Origin of the sequence: Streptomyces sp. NPDC047017 (assembly GCF_040644175.1) — a bacterium.
Classification (GTDB): Bacteria; Actinomycetota; Actinomycetes; order Streptomycetales; family Streptomycetaceae; genus Streptomyces.
On record NZ_JBEYVW010000001.1, the window covers coordinates 1,675 to 17,325 of the forward strand.

Below are 15,651 nucleotides of genomic sequence, written 5' to 3' on the forward strand. Positions count from 1 at the left end.
CCCGTCGCCGTTGCGGACCGCGTCGGCTTCGCCCTGGAACGGTCCGGTCCCCGCCCTTCCCGTCGCCGTTGCGGACCGCGTCGGCTTCGCCCTGGAACGGTCCGGTCCCCGCCCTTCCCGTCGCCGTTGCGGACCGCGTCGGCTTCGCCCTGGAGTGGTCCGGTCTCCGCTCCCCGTAGCCGCTGTGGACCGCGTCGGTTTCGCCCCGGTGCGGCCCGGTCCCCGCCTCTTCCCCCCGTCGCTGCTGTGGACCGCGCTGGCTCGGCCGCGGAACGCCCCGGTCCCCGCCCTCCCTGTCGCCACTGGGAACCGCGTCGGCTTCGCCGCGGAACGACCCGGTCCCCGCCCCCCCCCCGTAGCCACCGCGAACCGCACCCGCTTCGCCCCGCAGCGGCCCCGCCCGGCTCGGCCGCCACCCCCGGCCCCCACGCCTCCCGCCCCGCGCGGAAACGGACCGTGACGTCACGCTTGTCAGTGCCTGCGCTTACTGTCGAGGCATGGAAGGGATCGCCCCCGGGGCAGCACCGCCGCACGAGCGTCACCTCCCGCCGGACGGGTACGACCCGGCGGCGGTCGGGCGCTGGGCCGTCGAGCCGGACAAGCGGCCGGGCCGGACGGCGTTCCAGCGCGACCGGGCGCGGGTGCTGCACTCCGCCGCCCTCAGACGGCTGGCAGGCAAGACACAGGTGGTCACGCCGGGGGAGAGCCGCCAGGTCTGGGACGCCAGCCCCCGCACCCGGCTCACCCACTCGCTGGAGTGCGCGCAGGTGGGCCGCGAGCTGGGCGCGGCCCTCGGCTGCGACCCCGATCTGGTGGAGGCGGCCTGCCTCTCCCACGACCTGGGCCACCCGCCCTTCGGCCACAACGGCGAACAGGCGCTGAACGAGTTCGCCGAGGACTGCGGCGGCTTCGAGGGCAACGCCCAGTCGCTGCGCCTGCTCACCCGCATCGAGCCCAAGCGCTTCGTGCCCGGCCCGGACGACGGCGAGCCGGTCAGCGTCGGCCTCAACCTCACCCGTGCCGTGCTGGACGCCGCCACCAAGTACCCCTGGCCGCGCGGCGGCCACCCCACCGACCCCGCCTCGCCCAAGTTCGGGGTGTACGAGGACGACCGGCCGGTCTTCGACTGGGCCCGCGAGGGCGCCCCCTCCACCCGCGCCTGCTTCGAGGCCCAGGTCATGGACTGGTCCGACGACGTGGCGTACTCGGTGCACGACGTGGAGGACGGCCTGCACGCCGGCCACATCGACCCGGCCTGCCTCCAGTCCGGGCCCGAACGCCGGGCCGTCTTCGCCGTCGCCGTCGGCCGCTACGTCCCGGCGGACACCGGCCCCGAGGAGCTGTCCGAGGCCCTGGACCGCCTGCTGGCCCAGGAGTGGTGGCCGCACGGGTACGACGGCTCGGCGGTCGCCCAGGCCCGTCTGAAGGACGCCACCAGCCAGCTCATCGGCCGCTTCTGCCTGGCCGCCGAGGGCGCCACCCGGCAGGCGTACGGCGGCGGGCGCCTCACCCGCTACGGGGCGGAGCTGGTCGTGCCCAGGAGCACCCGGATGGAGTGCGCCGTCCTCAAGGCCGTCGCCGTCCGCTACGTCATGCAGCGCACCGAGCAGGAGCTGCTCCGCGCCGACCAGCGGATCGTGGTCGCCGAGCTGGCCGCCGCGCTCACCGCCCGCGCCCCCGAGGGCCTGGACCCGCAGTTCCGCGCCCTGTTCGCCCGCGCCGCCGACGACCGCGCCCGCAAACGCGTGATCGTCGACCAGATCGCCTCCCTCACCGACGCCTCGGCCCGCTCCCTGCACGCCCGTCTGACGGACCGCGCGGCGAACGTGAAGAGGCGGTGAAAATGCCCCTGGCACTGACAGCGCGCTTACCCGCCCCCGTGATAGCGCTGGGACCCGAGTGGGCCCGGTGCCGGAGGTGACCGGGCACCGGAGCGCCCTGTGACCCTCCGTGGCCTGATCGGGCCACTCCCTCTTCCCGCATCACGCTCCGTGCGGGACGCTCGCAGGTGGCGGCACCCACAGTGTTCCCCCGGGAGACACCTCCCGGACCCCCGTCAGGAGGCAGCAAGTGGTCGACGCGGATCAGACGTTCGTCATCGTCGGAGGAGGGCTGGCCGGCGCGAAGGCGGCCGAGACCCTGCGCGCGGAGGGCTTCAGCGGCCGTGTGATCCTCATCTGTGACGAGCGCGACCACCCCTACGAGCGCCCGCCGCTGTCCAAGGGCTACCTGCTCGGCAAGGAGGAGCGCGACTCCGTCTTCGTGCACGAACCGGCCTGGTACGCGCGGCACGACATCGAGCTGCACCTCGGCCAGACCGTCGTCGCCGTCGACCGCGCCGCCAAGTCCGTGCACTACGGCGACGACGGCACCCACGTGCGCTACGACAAGCTGCTGCTGGCCACCGGCGCCGAGCCGCGCCGCCTGGAGATCCCCGGCACCGACCTGGCCGGCGTGCACCACCTGCGCCGCCTCGCCCACGCCGAGCGCCTCAAGAACGTCCTGTCCCACCTCGGCCGGGACAACGGCCATCTGGTGATCGCCGGCGCCGGCTGGATCGGCCTGGAGGTCGCGGCGGCGGCCCGCGAGTACGGCGCGGAGGTCACCGTCGTCGAGCCGTCCCCCACCCCGCTGCACGGCGTGCTCGGCCCCGAGCTGGGCCAGCTCTTCGCCGAGCTGCACCGCGAGCGCGGCGTCCGCTTCCACTTCGGCGCCCGGCTCACCGAGATCGTCGGCCAGGACGGCATGGTGCTGGCCGCCCGCACCGACGACGGCGAGGAGCACCCCTGCCACGACGTGCTCGCCGCGATCGGCGCCGCGCCGCGCGTCTCCCTGGCGGAGGCCGCCGGCCTGGAGCTGGCCGACCGGGCGCACGGCGGCGGCATCGCGGTCGACGAGGCGCTGCGCACCTCCGACCCCGACATCTTCGCCGCCGGCGACGTGGCCGCCTTCCCGCTCGGCCTCTTCGGCACCCGGCTGCGGGTGGAGCACTGGGCCAACGCGCTCAACGGCGGCCCGGCCGCCGCCCGCGCCATGCTCGGCCGCGACGACCCCTACGACCGGGTGCCCTACTTCTTCTCCGACCAGTACGACCTCGGCATGGAGTACAGCGGCTGGGCGCCGCCGGGCTCGTACGACCAGGTGGTGATCCGCGGGGACGCGGGCAAGCGCGAGTTCATCGCGTTCTGGGTGAGGGAGGGCCGCGTCCTGGCCGGGATGAACGTCAACGTGTGGGACGTCACGGACCCCATCCAGCACCTGATCCGCACGAAGGCGCAGGTGGACACGGACGCGCTGGCCGACCCGCACGTCCCGCTGGACACCCTGGCCCCGTAGCCGGACCGGAGTGTCACCGCGTCCCCGTAGAATTCACGCGTGGCAGGACGGATCAACGACGAGGACGTGAAGGCGGTACGGGACGCGGTCCCGATCGACGCCGTGGTGTCCGAGTACCTCCAGCTGCGCAACGCGGGCGGCGGCAACCTCAAGGGACTGTGCCCCTTCCACGACGAGAAGTCACCGTCCTTCCAGGTCAGCCCGGGCAAGGGACTCTTCCACTGCTTCGGCTGCCAGGAGGGCGGCGACACCATCACGTTCGTGATGAAGATCGACCACCTCACCTTCTCGGAGGCGGTCGAGCGCCTGGCCGCCCAGGCCGGCATCACCCTGCGCTACGAGGAGGGCGGGTACAACCCGTCCCACCAGCGCGGCGAGCGCATCCGCCTGGTCGAGGCGCACAAGCTGGCCGCCGACTGGTACGCCGAGCAGCTCGCCTCCGGCGCGGAGGCCGAGGCCGGCCGGGTCTTCCTGGCCGAGCGCGGTTTCGACCAGTCCGCCGCCGTCCACTTCGGCGTCGGCTACAGCCCGCAGGGCTGGGACCACCTCACCCGCTTCCTGCGCGGCAAGGGCTTCACCGACAAGGAACTCGTCCTGTCCGGTCTCGCCCAGGAGGGCCGCCGCGGCCCCATCGACCGCTTCCGCGGCCGCCTGATGTGGCCCATCCGCGACATCGGCGGCGAGGTCGTCGGTTTCGGCGCCCGCAAGCTGTACGAGGCGGACAACGGCCCCAAGTACCTGAACACCCCCGACACCCCGATCTACAAGAAGTCCCAGGTGCTGTACGGCATCGACCTGGCCAAGAAGGAGATCGCGAAGGTCTCCCGCGCGGTCGTCGTCGAGGGCTACACCGACGTCATGGCCTGCCACCTGGCCGGGGTGCCCACCGCCATCGCCACCTGCGGCACGGCCTTCGGCGGCGACCACATCAAGATCCTGCGGCGGCTGCTGATGGACAACGGCTCGGCCCGGGTGATCTTCACCTTCGACGGTGACGCGGCCGGCCAGAAGGCGGCGCTGCGCGCCTTCGAGGACGACCAGAAGTTCGCCGCCGAGACGTACATCGCCATCGCCCCCGACGGCATGGACCCCTGCGAGCTGCGCCTGGCCAAGGGCGACGAGGCGGTCACCGACCTCGTCGAACCGCGCACCCCGCTGTTCGAGTTCGCCCTGCGCCAGATCGTCGCCCGCTACGACCTGGACACCCCGGCCGGCCGCGCCGCCGCCCTGGACGAGGCCGCCCCGGTCGTCGCCCGGATCAAGAACAGCGGCGCCCAGCACGAGGTCGCCGTCCAGCTCGCCGGGCTGCTCGGCATCCTCGACACCCAGTTCGTGGTCAAGCGGGTGGCGCAGCTGGCCCGCTGGGCCCGCGAGCGCGGCTCCGGCCGCCCCGGCGGTCCGGGTGCCGACCGGCAGCGGCGCGGCCCGCAGCAGTACGCGGCCGCCCCCGAGCGGCCCACCGCCCCCCGCGGCCCCGCGCTCACCCTGCGCAACCCGGTGCACGCCACCGAACGCGAACTGCTCAAACTCGCCCTGCAACGCCCGGAGCTGGTCTCCCCGGCCTTCGACGCCTACGGCACCGACGAGTTCACCGCCCCGCCCTACGCGGCCGTGCGCCAGGCGGTCCAGGACGCGGGCGGCGCCGAGTACGGCACGGCCGACCCGCAGGAGTACCTCGTCCGGGTCCGCGAGGCGGCCCCCGACGACACGGTCCGCGCGATGGTCACCGAACTGGCGGTCGAGGCGATCCTGCTGCGCCGCGAGGTCGACGACGCCTACGCCGGCGCCCAGCTGGTCACCGTCCGCCGCCGCGCCGTCGAGCGCCGCATCCGCGACCTGGCGAGCACCGTCGCCCGCCTCGGCACCGGCGGCGACCCCGCCCAGCTGGCCGCCGCGCAGAACGAGCTGTGGGTCCTCCAGCAGTACGACCAGGCGCTGCGGGAGCGGGGCGCGGCGGCCCTGTGACGCCGTCCCGTCCCTCGGGGCGACCCGGACACCCCGGATAACCGCCCGGTGACGGACCGGACGCAAAAAGTCACCGCACGCCCCTCGTGGCGGCGATGTGTCGTACCCCACACTGGGTCCGGTGCCTGAGTCATCGGAGTGCGGCCGGCCCGTCCCCCACGGGCCCTCCACCCCCCGGTCGCGCTCGTCGCTTCGGGACGGCCCCGGCGAGGCCGCCGGCGCCGCCCCCCGAGTACCGCTGCCGCACCGGCCGGCAGCGACCATCCTGGAGGTCGCCCCCGTGCAGACCCGGACCCTCACCCCCACCGACAGCACCACCGGCCCGGCGGCCGCGGCGGCCGTGCCCCCGCAGGACCGGCTCGCGCACCACCCGGAGACGGAACCGCCCGCGGAGCCGGAGGAGGCACCGACCGCCCCGGAGCAGGCACGGACCGACCGGGAGCAGCCGCGGACCGACCGGAGGCAGGCACGGACCGCCCCGGAGCAGGCACGGACCGACCGGGAGCAGCCGCAGACCGACCGGGAGCAGGCACGGACCGACCAAGAGCAGCCGCGGACCAACCGGAGGCAGGCACCGACCGCCCCGGAGCAGGCATGGACCGACCGGAAGCAGGCACCGCCCAACCGGGAGCAGCCGCGGACCGACCGGAAGCATGCACGGACCGACCGGAAGCAGGCACCGACCGCCCCGACCGCCCCGACCGCCCCGACCGACCCGACCGACCCGACCGACCCGACCGACCCGACCGACCCGACCGACCCGGCCGACCCGACCGACCCGACCGACCCGGCCGGACCGAAGGACCCGCCGGACGCCGAACCGGCGCCGGACGCCGAACCGGCGGTGGACGACGCCGAACCGGCGGTGGACGACGGCGAACCGGCCGCGGACGCCGCCGAACCCGCGGAGCCGCCCGCCGTGCCCACCCGCGCCACCGACACCGGCGGCCCCTCCGCCGACCTGTTCCGGCAGTACCTGCGGGAGATCGGCCGCATCCCGCTGCTCACCGCGGCCGAGGAGGTGGAGCTGGCCCGGCGGGTCGAGGCGGGGCTGTTCGCCGAGGAGAAGCTGGCCGGCACGCCCGACCTCGACAGCCGGCTCGCCGGTGACCTGGACCGGCTCGTCGTCCTGGGCCGGATGGCCAAGCGGCGGCTCATCGAGGCCAATCTGCGGCTGGTGGTGTCGGTGGCCAAGCGGTACGTGGGCCGCGGCCTGACCATGCTGGACCTCGTCCAGGAGGGCAACCTCGGGCTGATCCGGGCCGTGGAGAAGTTCGACTACGCCCGCGGCTTCAAGTTCTCCACCTACGCCACCTGGTGGATCCGCCAGGCCATGTCCCGGGCGCTGGCCGACCAGGCCCGCACCATCCGGGTGCCGGTGCACGTCGTCGAACTCATCAACCGGGTCGTCCGGGTGCAGCGCCGGATGCTCCAGGAGCGCGGCCACGAGCCCACCGCCGCCGAGGTCGCCGCGCAGCTTGAGCTGTCGCCCGAGCGGGTCGGCGAGGTGCTGCGGCTGGCCCAGGAGCCCGTCTCCCTGCACGCCCCGGTCGGCGAGGAGGAGGACGTGGCCCTCGGTGACCTCATCGAGGACGGCGACGCCGCCTCCCCGGTGGAGTCGGCGGCGTTCCTGCTGCTGCGCCAGCACCTGGAGGCGGTCCTTTCCACGCTGGGGGAGCGCGAGCGCAAGGTCGTCCAGCTGCGGTACGGGCTGGTGGACGGGCGCCCGCGCACCCTGGAGGAGATAGGGCGCCTGTTCGGCGTGACCCGCGAGCGGATCCGCCAGATCGAGTCCAAGACCCTCAACAAGCTGCGCGACCACGCCTTCGCCGACCAGCTGCGGGGCTACCTGGACTGACCGGGCCGCCCGCCCCGGAACACACCGGGACGAGCGGCCCTGGACGGCGGCGGTACAGGTCAGTCGACCTCCGCCACCGCCTGCGCGAACTGCGCCTTGTACAGCCGCGCGTAGGCCCCGTCGGCGGCCAGCAGCTCGTCGTGGCCGCCCTGTTCGACGATCGAGCCGTTCTCCATGACCAGGATGGTGTCCGCGTCCCGGATGGTGGAGAGCCGGTGCGCGATGACGAACGACGTCCGGCCGTGCTGGAGTTTGGCCATCGCCTTCTGGATCAGCACCTCGGTACGGGTGTCGACCGAGCTGGTCGCCTCGTCCAGGACGAGGATCACCGGATCGGACAGGAACGCCCGCGCGATCGTGATGAGCTGCTTCTCACCGGCGCTGACCCCGGTGCCCTCGTCGTCGATCACGGTGTCGTAGCCGTCGGGCAGGGTGCGCACGAACCGGTCGGCGTGCGCGGCCCGGGCGGCCTCCTCGATCTCCCCGGGGGTGACCTCGCGGGAGGCGCCGTAGGCGATGTTCTCCGCGATGGTGCCGCCGAACAGCCAGGTGTCCTGGAGCACCATGCCGATGGCCGAGCGCAGTTCGTCGCGCGACATCCGCGCGATGTCCACGCCGTCCAGGGTGATCCGGCCGCCGGTCACGTCGTAGAACCGCATCAGCAGGTTGACCAGCGTGGTCTTGCCCGCGCCGGTCGGGCCGACGATCGCCACCGTGTGGCCCGGCTCGACGGTGAGCGACAGGCCCTCGATGAGCGGCTTGTCCTCCTCGTAGCGGAACGACACGCCCTCCAGGGCGACCCGCCCGCGCAGTTCCTCCGGCCGTACGCCCGGCACCGGGTCCGCCTCCTGCTCCTCCGCGTCCAGGAGTTCGAAGATCCGTTCGGCCGAGGCCACGCCGGACTGCACCAGATTCGCCATGGAGGCGACCTGGGTCAGCGGCATCGAGAACTGCCGCGAGTACTGGATGAACGCCTGCACATCACCGATGGACAGGGTGCCCGAGGCGACCCGCAGGCCGCCGACGACCGCGACGAGCACGTAGTTCAGGTTGGAGACGAACATCATCAGCGGCTGCATCACACCGCTGTTGAACTGCGCCCGGAAACCGGCCTCGTACAGCGCCTCGTTCTGCTCGGCGAACTGCCGCGCCGACTCCTCCTGCCGGCCGAACACCTTCACCAGCGCGTGCCCGGTGTACATCTCCTCGATGTGCGCGTTCAGCTGGCCGGTGGTGCGCCACTGCTGCACGAAGTGCGGCTGCGACCGCTTGCCGACGCGGGTGGCCACCAGGAACGACAGCGGCACGGTGACCAGGGCGACCAGGGCGAGCAGCCAGGAGACGTAGAACATCATGATCAGCACGCCGATGATGGTCAGCAGCGAGTTGATCAGCTGGCCCATCGACTGGTTCAGCGTCTGGCCGATGTTGTCGATGTCGTTGGTGGCGCGGGAGAGCACCTCGCCGCGCTGGCGCTTGTCGAAGTACGACAGCGGCAGCCGCGACAGCTTGGTCTGCACGTCCTCGCGCATCCGGAACACGGTCCGGTTCACCGACCGGTTCACCAGCCGGGTCGCCACCGCCATCAGCAGGCCGGCGGCCAGGAACGTGCCGAGCGCGAACAGCAGGACCTCACCGACCGCGGTGAAGTCGATGCCCTGGCCCGGGGTGAAGTCGGTGCTGCCGAGCATGTCGGCGACCGTGCCCTGCCCGTGCGCCCGCATGGACGCGAGGACCTGCTCCTTGGTCGTCCCGGCCGGCAGCCGCCGGCCGATGATGCCGGCGAAGACGAGGTCGGTGGCCTTGCCGAGGATCTTCGGCCCGATCACGCTGAGGGCCACGCTGACCACCACGCACAGCAGCAGCGCGTAGATCGTGACCCGCTCGGGCCGGAACTGGGCGATCAGCCGCTTGCCCGAGTTCTTGAAGTCCATCGAGCGGCTGTCGGGGCCGCTCCCGGCCATCATGCGCCCCATGGGCCCGGCCATCAGGCAGCCTCCGCTTCCGTCAGCTGGGAGAGCACGATCTCCCGGTAGGTCTCGTTGTCCGCCATCAGCTCGTGGTGGCGGCCGGAGCCGACGACCCGGCCCTCGTCCAGGACGATGATCCGGTCGGCGTCCCGGATGGTCGCCACCCGCTGGGCGACGATGACGACGGTCGCCTCGGCGGTCTCCCGCCCCAGGGCGGCGCGCAGGGCGGCGTCGGTGGCGTAGTCGAGGGCGGAGAAGGAGTCGTCGAAGAGGTAGATCTCCGGCCGCTGCACCAGGGTGCGGGCGATGGCCAGGCGCTGGCGCTGGCCGCCCGAGACATTGGTGCCGCCCTGCGAGATCGGCGCGTCCAGGCCGCCCTCCAGCTTGCTGACGAACTCCTTGGCCTGCGCCACCTGGAGCGCGTGCCACAATTCCTCGTCGGTGGCGTCCGGGTTGCCGTAGCGCAGATTGGTGGCGACCGTGCCGGCGAACAGGTACGGCTTCTGCGGCACCATGCCCACCGTCCTGGCCAGCAGCTTCGCCTCCAGGGTCCGTACGTCCACGCCGTCGACGAGCACCTCGCCGTCGGTGGCGTCGAACAGGCGGGCGACCAGGCCGAGCAGGGTGGACTTGCCGCTGCCGGTGGAGCCGATGACGGCGGTCACCTCGCCGGGCCGGGCCGTCAGGTCGAGGGACTTGAGCACCGGCTCCTCGGCGCCCGGATAGCGGAACCCGGCCCGCCGCAGCTCCAGGTGCCCGTGGCTGCGCAGCTCGGTGACGGGCGCGAGTGCCGGCACCACGCTGGACTCGGTGTCCATGACCTCCTGGATGCGCTCGGCGCACACCTCGGCGCGCGGCACCATCATGAACATGAAGGTGGCCATCATCACGGACATCACGATCTGCATCAGATAGGCCAGGAACGCGGTCAGGTCGCCGATTTGCATCTGGCCGCTGTCGATGCGGTGCGCGCCGAACCAGACCACCGCGATGGAGGACAGGTTCACCACCGTCATCACCATCGGGAACATCAGCGCGAGCATCCGGCCGGTGGCCAGGGACATCTCCGTCAGGTCCGTGTTGGCCCGGCGGAAGCGGTCCTTCTCGTACTCGTCGCGGACGAAGGCGCGGATGACGCGGTTGCCGCTGATCTGCTCGCGCAGCACCCGGTTCACCGTGTCCAGGCGGGTCTGCATGGAACGGAACAGCGGGCGCAGCCGGCGCACGATCACCGTCACGCAGATGCCGAGCACCGGGACGACGGCGACCAGGACACCGGAGAGCGGCACGTCGAGCCCGAGGGCCAGCACGACACCGCCCACGCACATGATGGGCGCCGACACCATCAGGGTGAACGTCATCAGGGCCAGCATCTGTACCTGCTGGACGTCATTGGTCGTACGCGTGATGAGCGAGGGCGCGCCGAACTGCCCGACCTCGCGCGCGGAGAAGGACTGCACGCGGTCGAAGACGGCCGCCCGCACGTCCCGGCCGAGCGAGGAGGCGGTCTTGGCGCCGTAGTACACGGCCCCGATGTTGCACACCACCTGCACCAGCGAGATGGCGATCATCACGGCACCGAAGGTCAGGATGTAATCCGTGTCACCCTTCACCACACCCTTGTCGATGATGTGGGCGTTCAGCGTCGGCAGGTAGAGGGTGGCGCAGGTCTGGAGGAACTGCAGCAGCACCAGGAGGACGATGGGTTTCTTGTAGGGCCTGAGGTAGGTCCGCAGGAGTCGTATGAGCACGCTCGGTCTCTCGGAGTCGGCGGTGGGGGCGGTCGGTGTCCCCTGGCCCCTATCGTCGGACACTCCACCCGCGTTACCTCAACTGATTAACCCGAAAGCGGTCCACCGGCCGATGCGCCGTCAGCCGGTGACCTACACCGGGACGCCCCCGGAGTTATATCCGTTATATATGTTTTGTGGCTGGCCGGGTCATTCGGGAAAGGCGCCGGGATGGGTCTGCTCGCGCACGGTCACGTACTGCTGGCGCACCGCCTGGCCCACCGCCAGTTCCTCACCGGGCTCCAGGACCTGGGCGGCCGCGCCCTGCCAGGCCGGCGGGTTGTGCGCGTCCAGCGTGCCGCGGGAGGTGCCGAGCGCCCAGGCCGCCTGCCGGGCGGCGCCGATCGCGGCGTAGTCCGCGGGCTGCGGTACGACGACCTGCGCACCGAACAGCGAGGGCGCGGCGGCCTGCACGGCGGGCAGCTCGGCGGCCTGCCCGAGCAGGAAGACGCGCCGCACCTCCACGCCCCGGCCGCGCAGCACGTCCAGCGCGTCCGCGAGCCCGCACAGCATGCCCTCGAACGCGGCCCGCGCCAGGTGCTCCGGCTTCATCGACTCGCGCCGCAGCCCGGCCAGCGTGCCCGCGGTGTGCGGCAGCGCGGGGGTCCGCTCGCCCTCCAGATAGGGCAGCAGCACCAGCCCGTGGGAGCCAGGCGTCGACTTCATCGCCAGCTCGGACAGCGCCTCCAGGTCGGGCAGGTCCAGGAGTTCGGCGGTGCCGCGCAGCGCCCGGACGGCGTTCAGGGTGGTCACCACCGGCAGGTGCATGCCGGTCGCGTCGGCCAGCGAGGTGATCATCCCGGTCTGGTCCACCAGCGCCTCGGGGTGCACGGCCATCACGGAACCGGAGGCGCCGAGCGACACCACCGCGTCCCCCAGCCGCAGCCCGAGACCGAAGGCGGCGGCCATGGTCTCCCCGGTGCCGGCCGAGATCAGCAGCCCCTCCGGCGTCGTACCGGCCGCCTCGGCGGGGCCGATCACCTCGGGCAGCACGGCCTGGTGGCCGAGCGCCAGCTCGACCAGATCGGGCCGCCAGGAGCCGGTCGCCGCGGACCAGTAGCCGGTGCCCGAGGCGCCGCCGCGGTCGGTGGTCCGGCGCACCGGCCGGCCCAGCAGCTGCCACACCAGCCAGTCGTGCGCCTGCATCAGCACGGCCGTGCGGCCGGCTGCCTCCGGCTCGTTCTTCGCCAGCCAGCGCAGCTTGGTCACCGACTGCGCCGGCTGCGGCACACAGCCGACCGCCTGCGCCCACGCCTCCCGGCCGCCGAGCGCGTCGACCAGATCGGCCGCGGCGATCTGGGCCCGCCGGTCACCGCCGACCAGGGCCGGCCGTACGGTGCCGCCCTGGCCGTCCAGCGGGATCAGCGCGTTCTGCTGCGCGGACACCCCGATGGCCTGCACGCCCTCCAGCAGCCCGCCGCCCGCGGCCTCCCCGAGCGAGAGCAGCCACGCCTGCGGGTCCACGTCGGAGGGGCGGCCTCCGCCCTCGGCGCTCTCCACCGGATGCGGCGCGTAGCCCTGGCGGAGCACGGCACCGGTGTCCGCGTCGCAGACCACGATGCGAGTGAAATCAGGTGAGCTGTCCAAGCCGGCGACTATCCCCATACGGAAAATTCTGCCGCATCGCGCCGCCGTACCGGGCGGGGGGCGCGGGATCGCCGCGGTCGGAGCGCGCGGGAGCCGCCCTTATGCGTTGCCCTTATGTGTTGCTGGTGCCCCAGTCGTCCGCGCCGTTGCCCGCCGCGCGCTCGCGCAGGGAGCGGACCCGGTGGGCCACCGACTCCGGCACCCGGTCGCCGACCTTGTCGCTCACCGCGTGGTACGCCTTGCCCGCGAACTGGCGGCCCTGCTGCGCGGCCGTCTCCGCGGTGTTGCGCACGGCGGGGTTCTGCGCGACCTGGCGCGCGGACTTGCGCAACTGCTCGTAGCGCTCCCGTCCCGCCTTCGTCCCCAGTACGTATCCCACGGCCAGCCCTGCGAAGAACACGAGCCGGTAGCGCATGATGGCCACCCTTCCTTGCCTCGACGTCGGAGCCGGGGGAACCGATTGGCGGAGCACCCCCCTGCTTGCGCTAATGTATGTGTCGCAGCGAACGCGCGCTCCCCGGGCGGATACCCCGGAAGCCGCTTTCGATGCGACGAGGCATTCCTCCGTAGCTCAATTGGCAGAGCAGCCGGCTGTTAACCGGCAGGTTACTGGTTCGAGTCCAGTCGGGGGAGCTCGGTCCTCCGTAGCTCAATTGGCAGAGCAGCCGGCTGTTAACCGGCAGGTTACTGGTTCGAGTCCAGTCGGGGGAGCATGCTGAACGAGGACCCTCCGGGGTCCTTTTTCATGCCCGCTCCGTTTCCTTCGCAGCCCCCGGGAACCGCCGCGGCCCCGCAGGAGTCCTCATGGTCAGAAGGGCCGCGGGAAGCCGACCATGGCGAAGCAGGAGATCGTATGAGCGGCTATGCTGCGGCAGACGGCGCGCACACATGTACGCGACGCGCCGAACGGGGCGGTAGCTCAGCCGGTTAGAGCAGCGGACTCATAATCCGTCGGCCGTGGGTTCGAGTCCCACCCGCCCCACCAGAGCAGAAACGTCCTGACCAGCCACTTAGCCGGTCGGAGGCGACGAACGAGCGATCTTGGCGGCCCGCCTCGATCATGGAATCATGCGAGTTGGGACAAAGTTGGGACGCGGGTCACGCGGCGGGACAAAGTCCCTCGTCCGGCCCATCAGAATCGGTGTTCCCGCCCGTCCCGGGAGCCTCGCCCTTCACTGCCGGCCGTGTGGGTCGGTTCCGCTGCCTCGCGGGTCGCGGCGGCTGAGCTGTCGCACGGGGCACCGTCGCGCTTGTGGTCTTGGCCTCGTCCGTGAGCAACTGAGGCATAACGCTCGTGTAAGTGTCCGAGGTGATCTGCAACGACTTGTGGCCCAACCGCACCTGGACGACCTTCATCTTCGAACCGCCGAGCAGAGCCAGCGATGCCGATAGATGCCGAGTGTCGTGCAGGCGTACGGGCGGAAGCCCGGAGAGCTTGACCAGCCGTTTGAACTCCCGGCTCACCCAGTCGGGGTGCAGGGGGCGGCCGTCCTCGTGGACCCAGAACCGCTCGCTCTCGACGTACGCCTCCGCCTTCGCCCACTTCTCCCGCTCTTGGTCGCGCGCAGCGGCGAACGACACCCAATGGGCACCAGTCAGCTCGTCCAGAGTGACGGTGCGCACGCTGTCCTGCTTCGGCGCCTCGTCGTACAGGCGGTAGGCCACTTCGACCACCTGTGCGGAGATGCGGAACCACTGCACCGGCCCGCTCAGGCTGACCTCGGCTTTCGGCAGCGCGCACATCTCCCCGCGGCGGGGTCCCCGGAAGATGAACCCGTGCCACATGCCCTCCAACCGGTGTGAGGTCACGGAGTCCAGGAACTCGCCGGTCTGCTCGGGGGTCCAGATCATGACCGGACTGGGCTTCTTCCCCGTGCGCCTCCACTCCTCGACGCGCTCGGGCGTCCACACCAGGGGCGTGGGCTTGACGACGGGCTTGAGTTCGACCAACTTCGCCCAGTTGGTACTGAACTCGCCACGCTTGATCAAGCTGGTGAGGAAGCTGCTGAGGGTGGCGTTGATGCGGTGCATCGTGTTCACCGAGGTGATCTTCCGCTTGCCTTTGCGGCCCTCGCGAAGTGCGGCGTTGGCGTCCAAGTAGGCACGGCGGGCGGCTCGACGCTCCTCGCCCTGACCCGACGCGCGGACCCAAGCGGTGTGGGCGGCGTCCCGCGCCTCCGTCAGCTCGACTATGCGAGCGTGGTGGATCAGGCGCTCGGCGTTCTCCCGCTCGATCGCGTCGTACATCGCTTCGACGTGCCGCAGCTTGAGGTCACGCCGCTTGATGTGGCCGAGGTGGGGCTTGAGGTAGAGCCGGATGTGGTCCTCGTACGAGTGGGTCGTCGTGCGGGCGAGGTTCTTCTTCCTCGTGATCCAGGCTTCCAGGTCCTCGCCGACGGTGGCGTCGCTGAGGACGTCCGTGCCCTTCATGACCTCCCGGTAGACCTCCACCGCCTTCTTCTTGGCGTCGGTCTTCGTGTGGAAGCCACCGCGGCGGACGCGTCGGCGCTTGGCGTTCTCGCCAGGCTCCAGCTCGAAGTAGAAGTACCAGCGACCGTGCCCTTTCTCCTTCAGCTTGGGGCAGCCCGCACCGACCAGGCGCCGCTTCGGGCGTCCCCTGTCGTCCAGTTCCGGCTTGCCGCCCTCTCCGATCACATCCTCCCGGCAGGCACACTGCCGGTAGTAGCTCGGGTCGAACACCATCGTCTCCTTCGTCCGCTCCGGTTGTGGATCTTCCGTGTCGGCCTTTGCCGAACTGATGCTCCATCTTGCCCCAACACTCCAGTGTTGGCGTATCCTTATATCAACGTTGGCGCGGGGGAGATCGCGACAACGGGAATGACAACGAAGGACGCTTCTGTAGCGACGGGTTCCGGGGCCACCGCCATGACCCTGGAGGAACTGCTTGCGCTGCCGCCAACCGTGAACGTCACGACGGCAGCGCGGGCCCTGGGCATCGGTGTGCACAAGGCTTACGGCTTGATCAAGGCGGGAACTTTCCCCGTGCAGACGCTCCCGCTGGGCAGCACGGTGAGGGTCCCCACGGCTGAACTCTGGCGAGTGCTCGGGGTGAAGCCGCCTGTGCAGTGATCAAGCGGTGCTTGCGGATATCAGATGTCTAGGCCACGGGTGCGATGACAGGGCC

The 15,651-nt window shown here is 71.6% G+C and carries 10 protein-coding genes and 3 tRNA genes; 8 read left to right on the forward strand and 5 right to left on the reverse strand.

The genetic code is table 11. The features are described from left to right. Positions 1-497 precede the first annotated feature (497 nt). From ABZ858_RS00015 to ABZ858_RS00030, 4 genes are all read left to right on the forward strand, one after another. Positions 498-1,841: a deoxyguanosinetriphosphate triphosphohydrolase gene (locus ABZ858_RS00015; protein ID WP_361370120.1), complete on the forward strand. Its 1,344-nt coding sequence runs from the start codon at positions 498-500 to the stop codon at positions 1,839-1,841. 229 nt (positions 1,842-2,070) lie between these two features. Further along, a complete protein-coding gene (locus tag ABZ858_RS00020) occupies positions 2,071-3,336 on the forward strand; it encodes an FAD-dependent oxidoreductase (RefSeq protein WP_361370123.1) in 1,266 nt (421 codons plus the stop codon). A gap of 39 nt (positions 3,337-3,375) precedes the next feature. Next, complete coding sequence (gene dnaG, locus ABZ858_RS00025) at positions 3,376-5,301, forward strand: DNA primase (RefSeq protein WP_361370126.1); 1,926 nt, start codon at positions 3,376-3,378, stop codon at positions 5,299-5,301. A 280-nt stretch (positions 5,302-5,581) separates the two neighbouring features. After that, the gene (locus ABZ858_RS00030; RefSeq protein WP_361370129.1) at positions 5,582-7,159 is read left to right on the forward strand and encodes a sigma-70 family RNA polymerase sigma factor; all 1,578 of its coding nucleotides are present in this window, start codon (positions 5,582-5,584) and stop codon (positions 7,157-7,159) included. 59 nt (positions 7,160-7,218) lie between these two features. Here ABZ858_RS00030 and ABZ858_RS00035 read toward each other — a convergent pair whose 3' ends face one another. From ABZ858_RS00035 to ABZ858_RS00050, 4 genes are all read right to left on the reverse strand, one after another. Continuing rightward, positions 7,219-9,147: an ABC transporter ATP-binding protein gene (locus ABZ858_RS00035; protein WP_361370132.1), complete on the reverse strand. Its 1,929-nt coding sequence runs from the start codon at positions 9,145-9,147 to the stop codon at positions 7,219-7,221. After that, positions 9,147-10,880, reverse strand: a complete 1,734-nt coding sequence (locus tag ABZ858_RS00040; protein WP_361370135.1) for an ABC transporter ATP-binding protein — start codon at positions 10,878-10,880, stop codon at positions 9,147-9,149. Before ABZ858_RS00040 ends, ABZ858_RS00035 begins: the two co-directional genes overlap by 1 nt. 189 nt (positions 10,881-11,069) lie before the next feature. Next, entirely contained in the window at positions 11,070-12,524 is a 1,455-nt protein-coding gene (locus ABZ858_RS00045) for an FGGY family carbohydrate kinase (protein ID WP_361370138.1), read from the reverse strand. A gap of 94 nt (positions 12,525-12,618) precedes the next feature. Then, positions 12,619-12,921 (reverse strand): YtxH domain-containing protein, encoded by a 303-nt coding sequence (locus ABZ858_RS00050; RefSeq protein WP_361370141.1) that lies wholly within the window; start codon positions 12,919-12,921, stop codon positions 12,619-12,621. A gap of 145 nt (positions 12,922-13,066) precedes the next feature. Between ABZ858_RS00050 and ABZ858_RS00055 the strand changes: the two genes are divergently transcribed. The 3 genes from ABZ858_RS00055 (at position 13,067) to ABZ858_RS00065 (ending at position 13,491) form a co-directional block, all read left to right on the forward strand. Then, positions 13,067-13,139 (forward strand) — tRNA-Asn (locus ABZ858_RS00055). 5 nt (positions 13,140-13,144) lie between these two features. Beyond that, positions 13,145-13,217: transfer RNA gene (locus ABZ858_RS00060), tRNA-Asn, on the forward strand. Between the two features lie 197 nt (positions 13,218-13,414). After that, positions 13,415-13,491 (forward strand) — tRNA-Ile (locus ABZ858_RS00065). 113 nt (positions 13,492-13,604) lie between these two features. On the opposite strand, the gene ABZ858_RS00070 is transcribed toward ABZ858_RS00065, so the two are convergent. Further along, the gene (locus tag ABZ858_RS00070) at positions 13,605-15,209 is read right to left on the reverse strand and encodes a tyrosine-type recombinase/integrase (protein ID WP_361370143.1); all 1,605 of its coding nucleotides are present in this window, start codon (positions 15,207-15,209) and stop codon (positions 13,605-13,607) included. Between the two features lie 84 nt (positions 15,210-15,293). Between ABZ858_RS00070 and ABZ858_RS00075 the strand changes: the two genes are divergently transcribed. Continuing rightward, the gene (locus ABZ858_RS00075) at positions 15,294-15,596 is read left to right on the forward strand and encodes a hypothetical protein (protein WP_361370146.1); all 303 of its coding nucleotides are present in this window, start codon (positions 15,294-15,296) and stop codon (positions 15,594-15,596) included. Positions 15,597-15,651 lie beyond the last annotated feature (55 nt).

Coding starts and splice junctions, on each gene's coding strand:
- ABZ858_RS00050 (WP_361370141.1), bottom strand. CDS start 12,921: ATGCGCTACCGGCTCGTGTTCTTCGCAGGGCTGGCCGTGGGATACGTA.
- ABZ858_RS00045 (WP_361370138.1), bottom strand. CDS start 12,524: ATGGGGATAGTCGCCGGCTTGGACAGCTCACCTGATTTCACTCGCATC.
- ABZ858_RS00070 (WP_361370143.1), bottom strand. CDS start 15,209: ATGGTGTTCGACCCGAGCTACTACCGGCAGTGTGCCTGCCGGGAGGAT.
- ABZ858_RS00035 (WP_361370132.1), bottom strand. CDS start 9,147: ATGGCCGGGCCCATGGGGCGCATGATGGCCGGGAGCGGCCCCGACAGC.
- ABZ858_RS00015 (WP_361370120.1), top strand. CDS start 498: ATGGAAGGGATCGCCCCCGGGGCAGCACCGCCGCACGAGCGTCACCTC.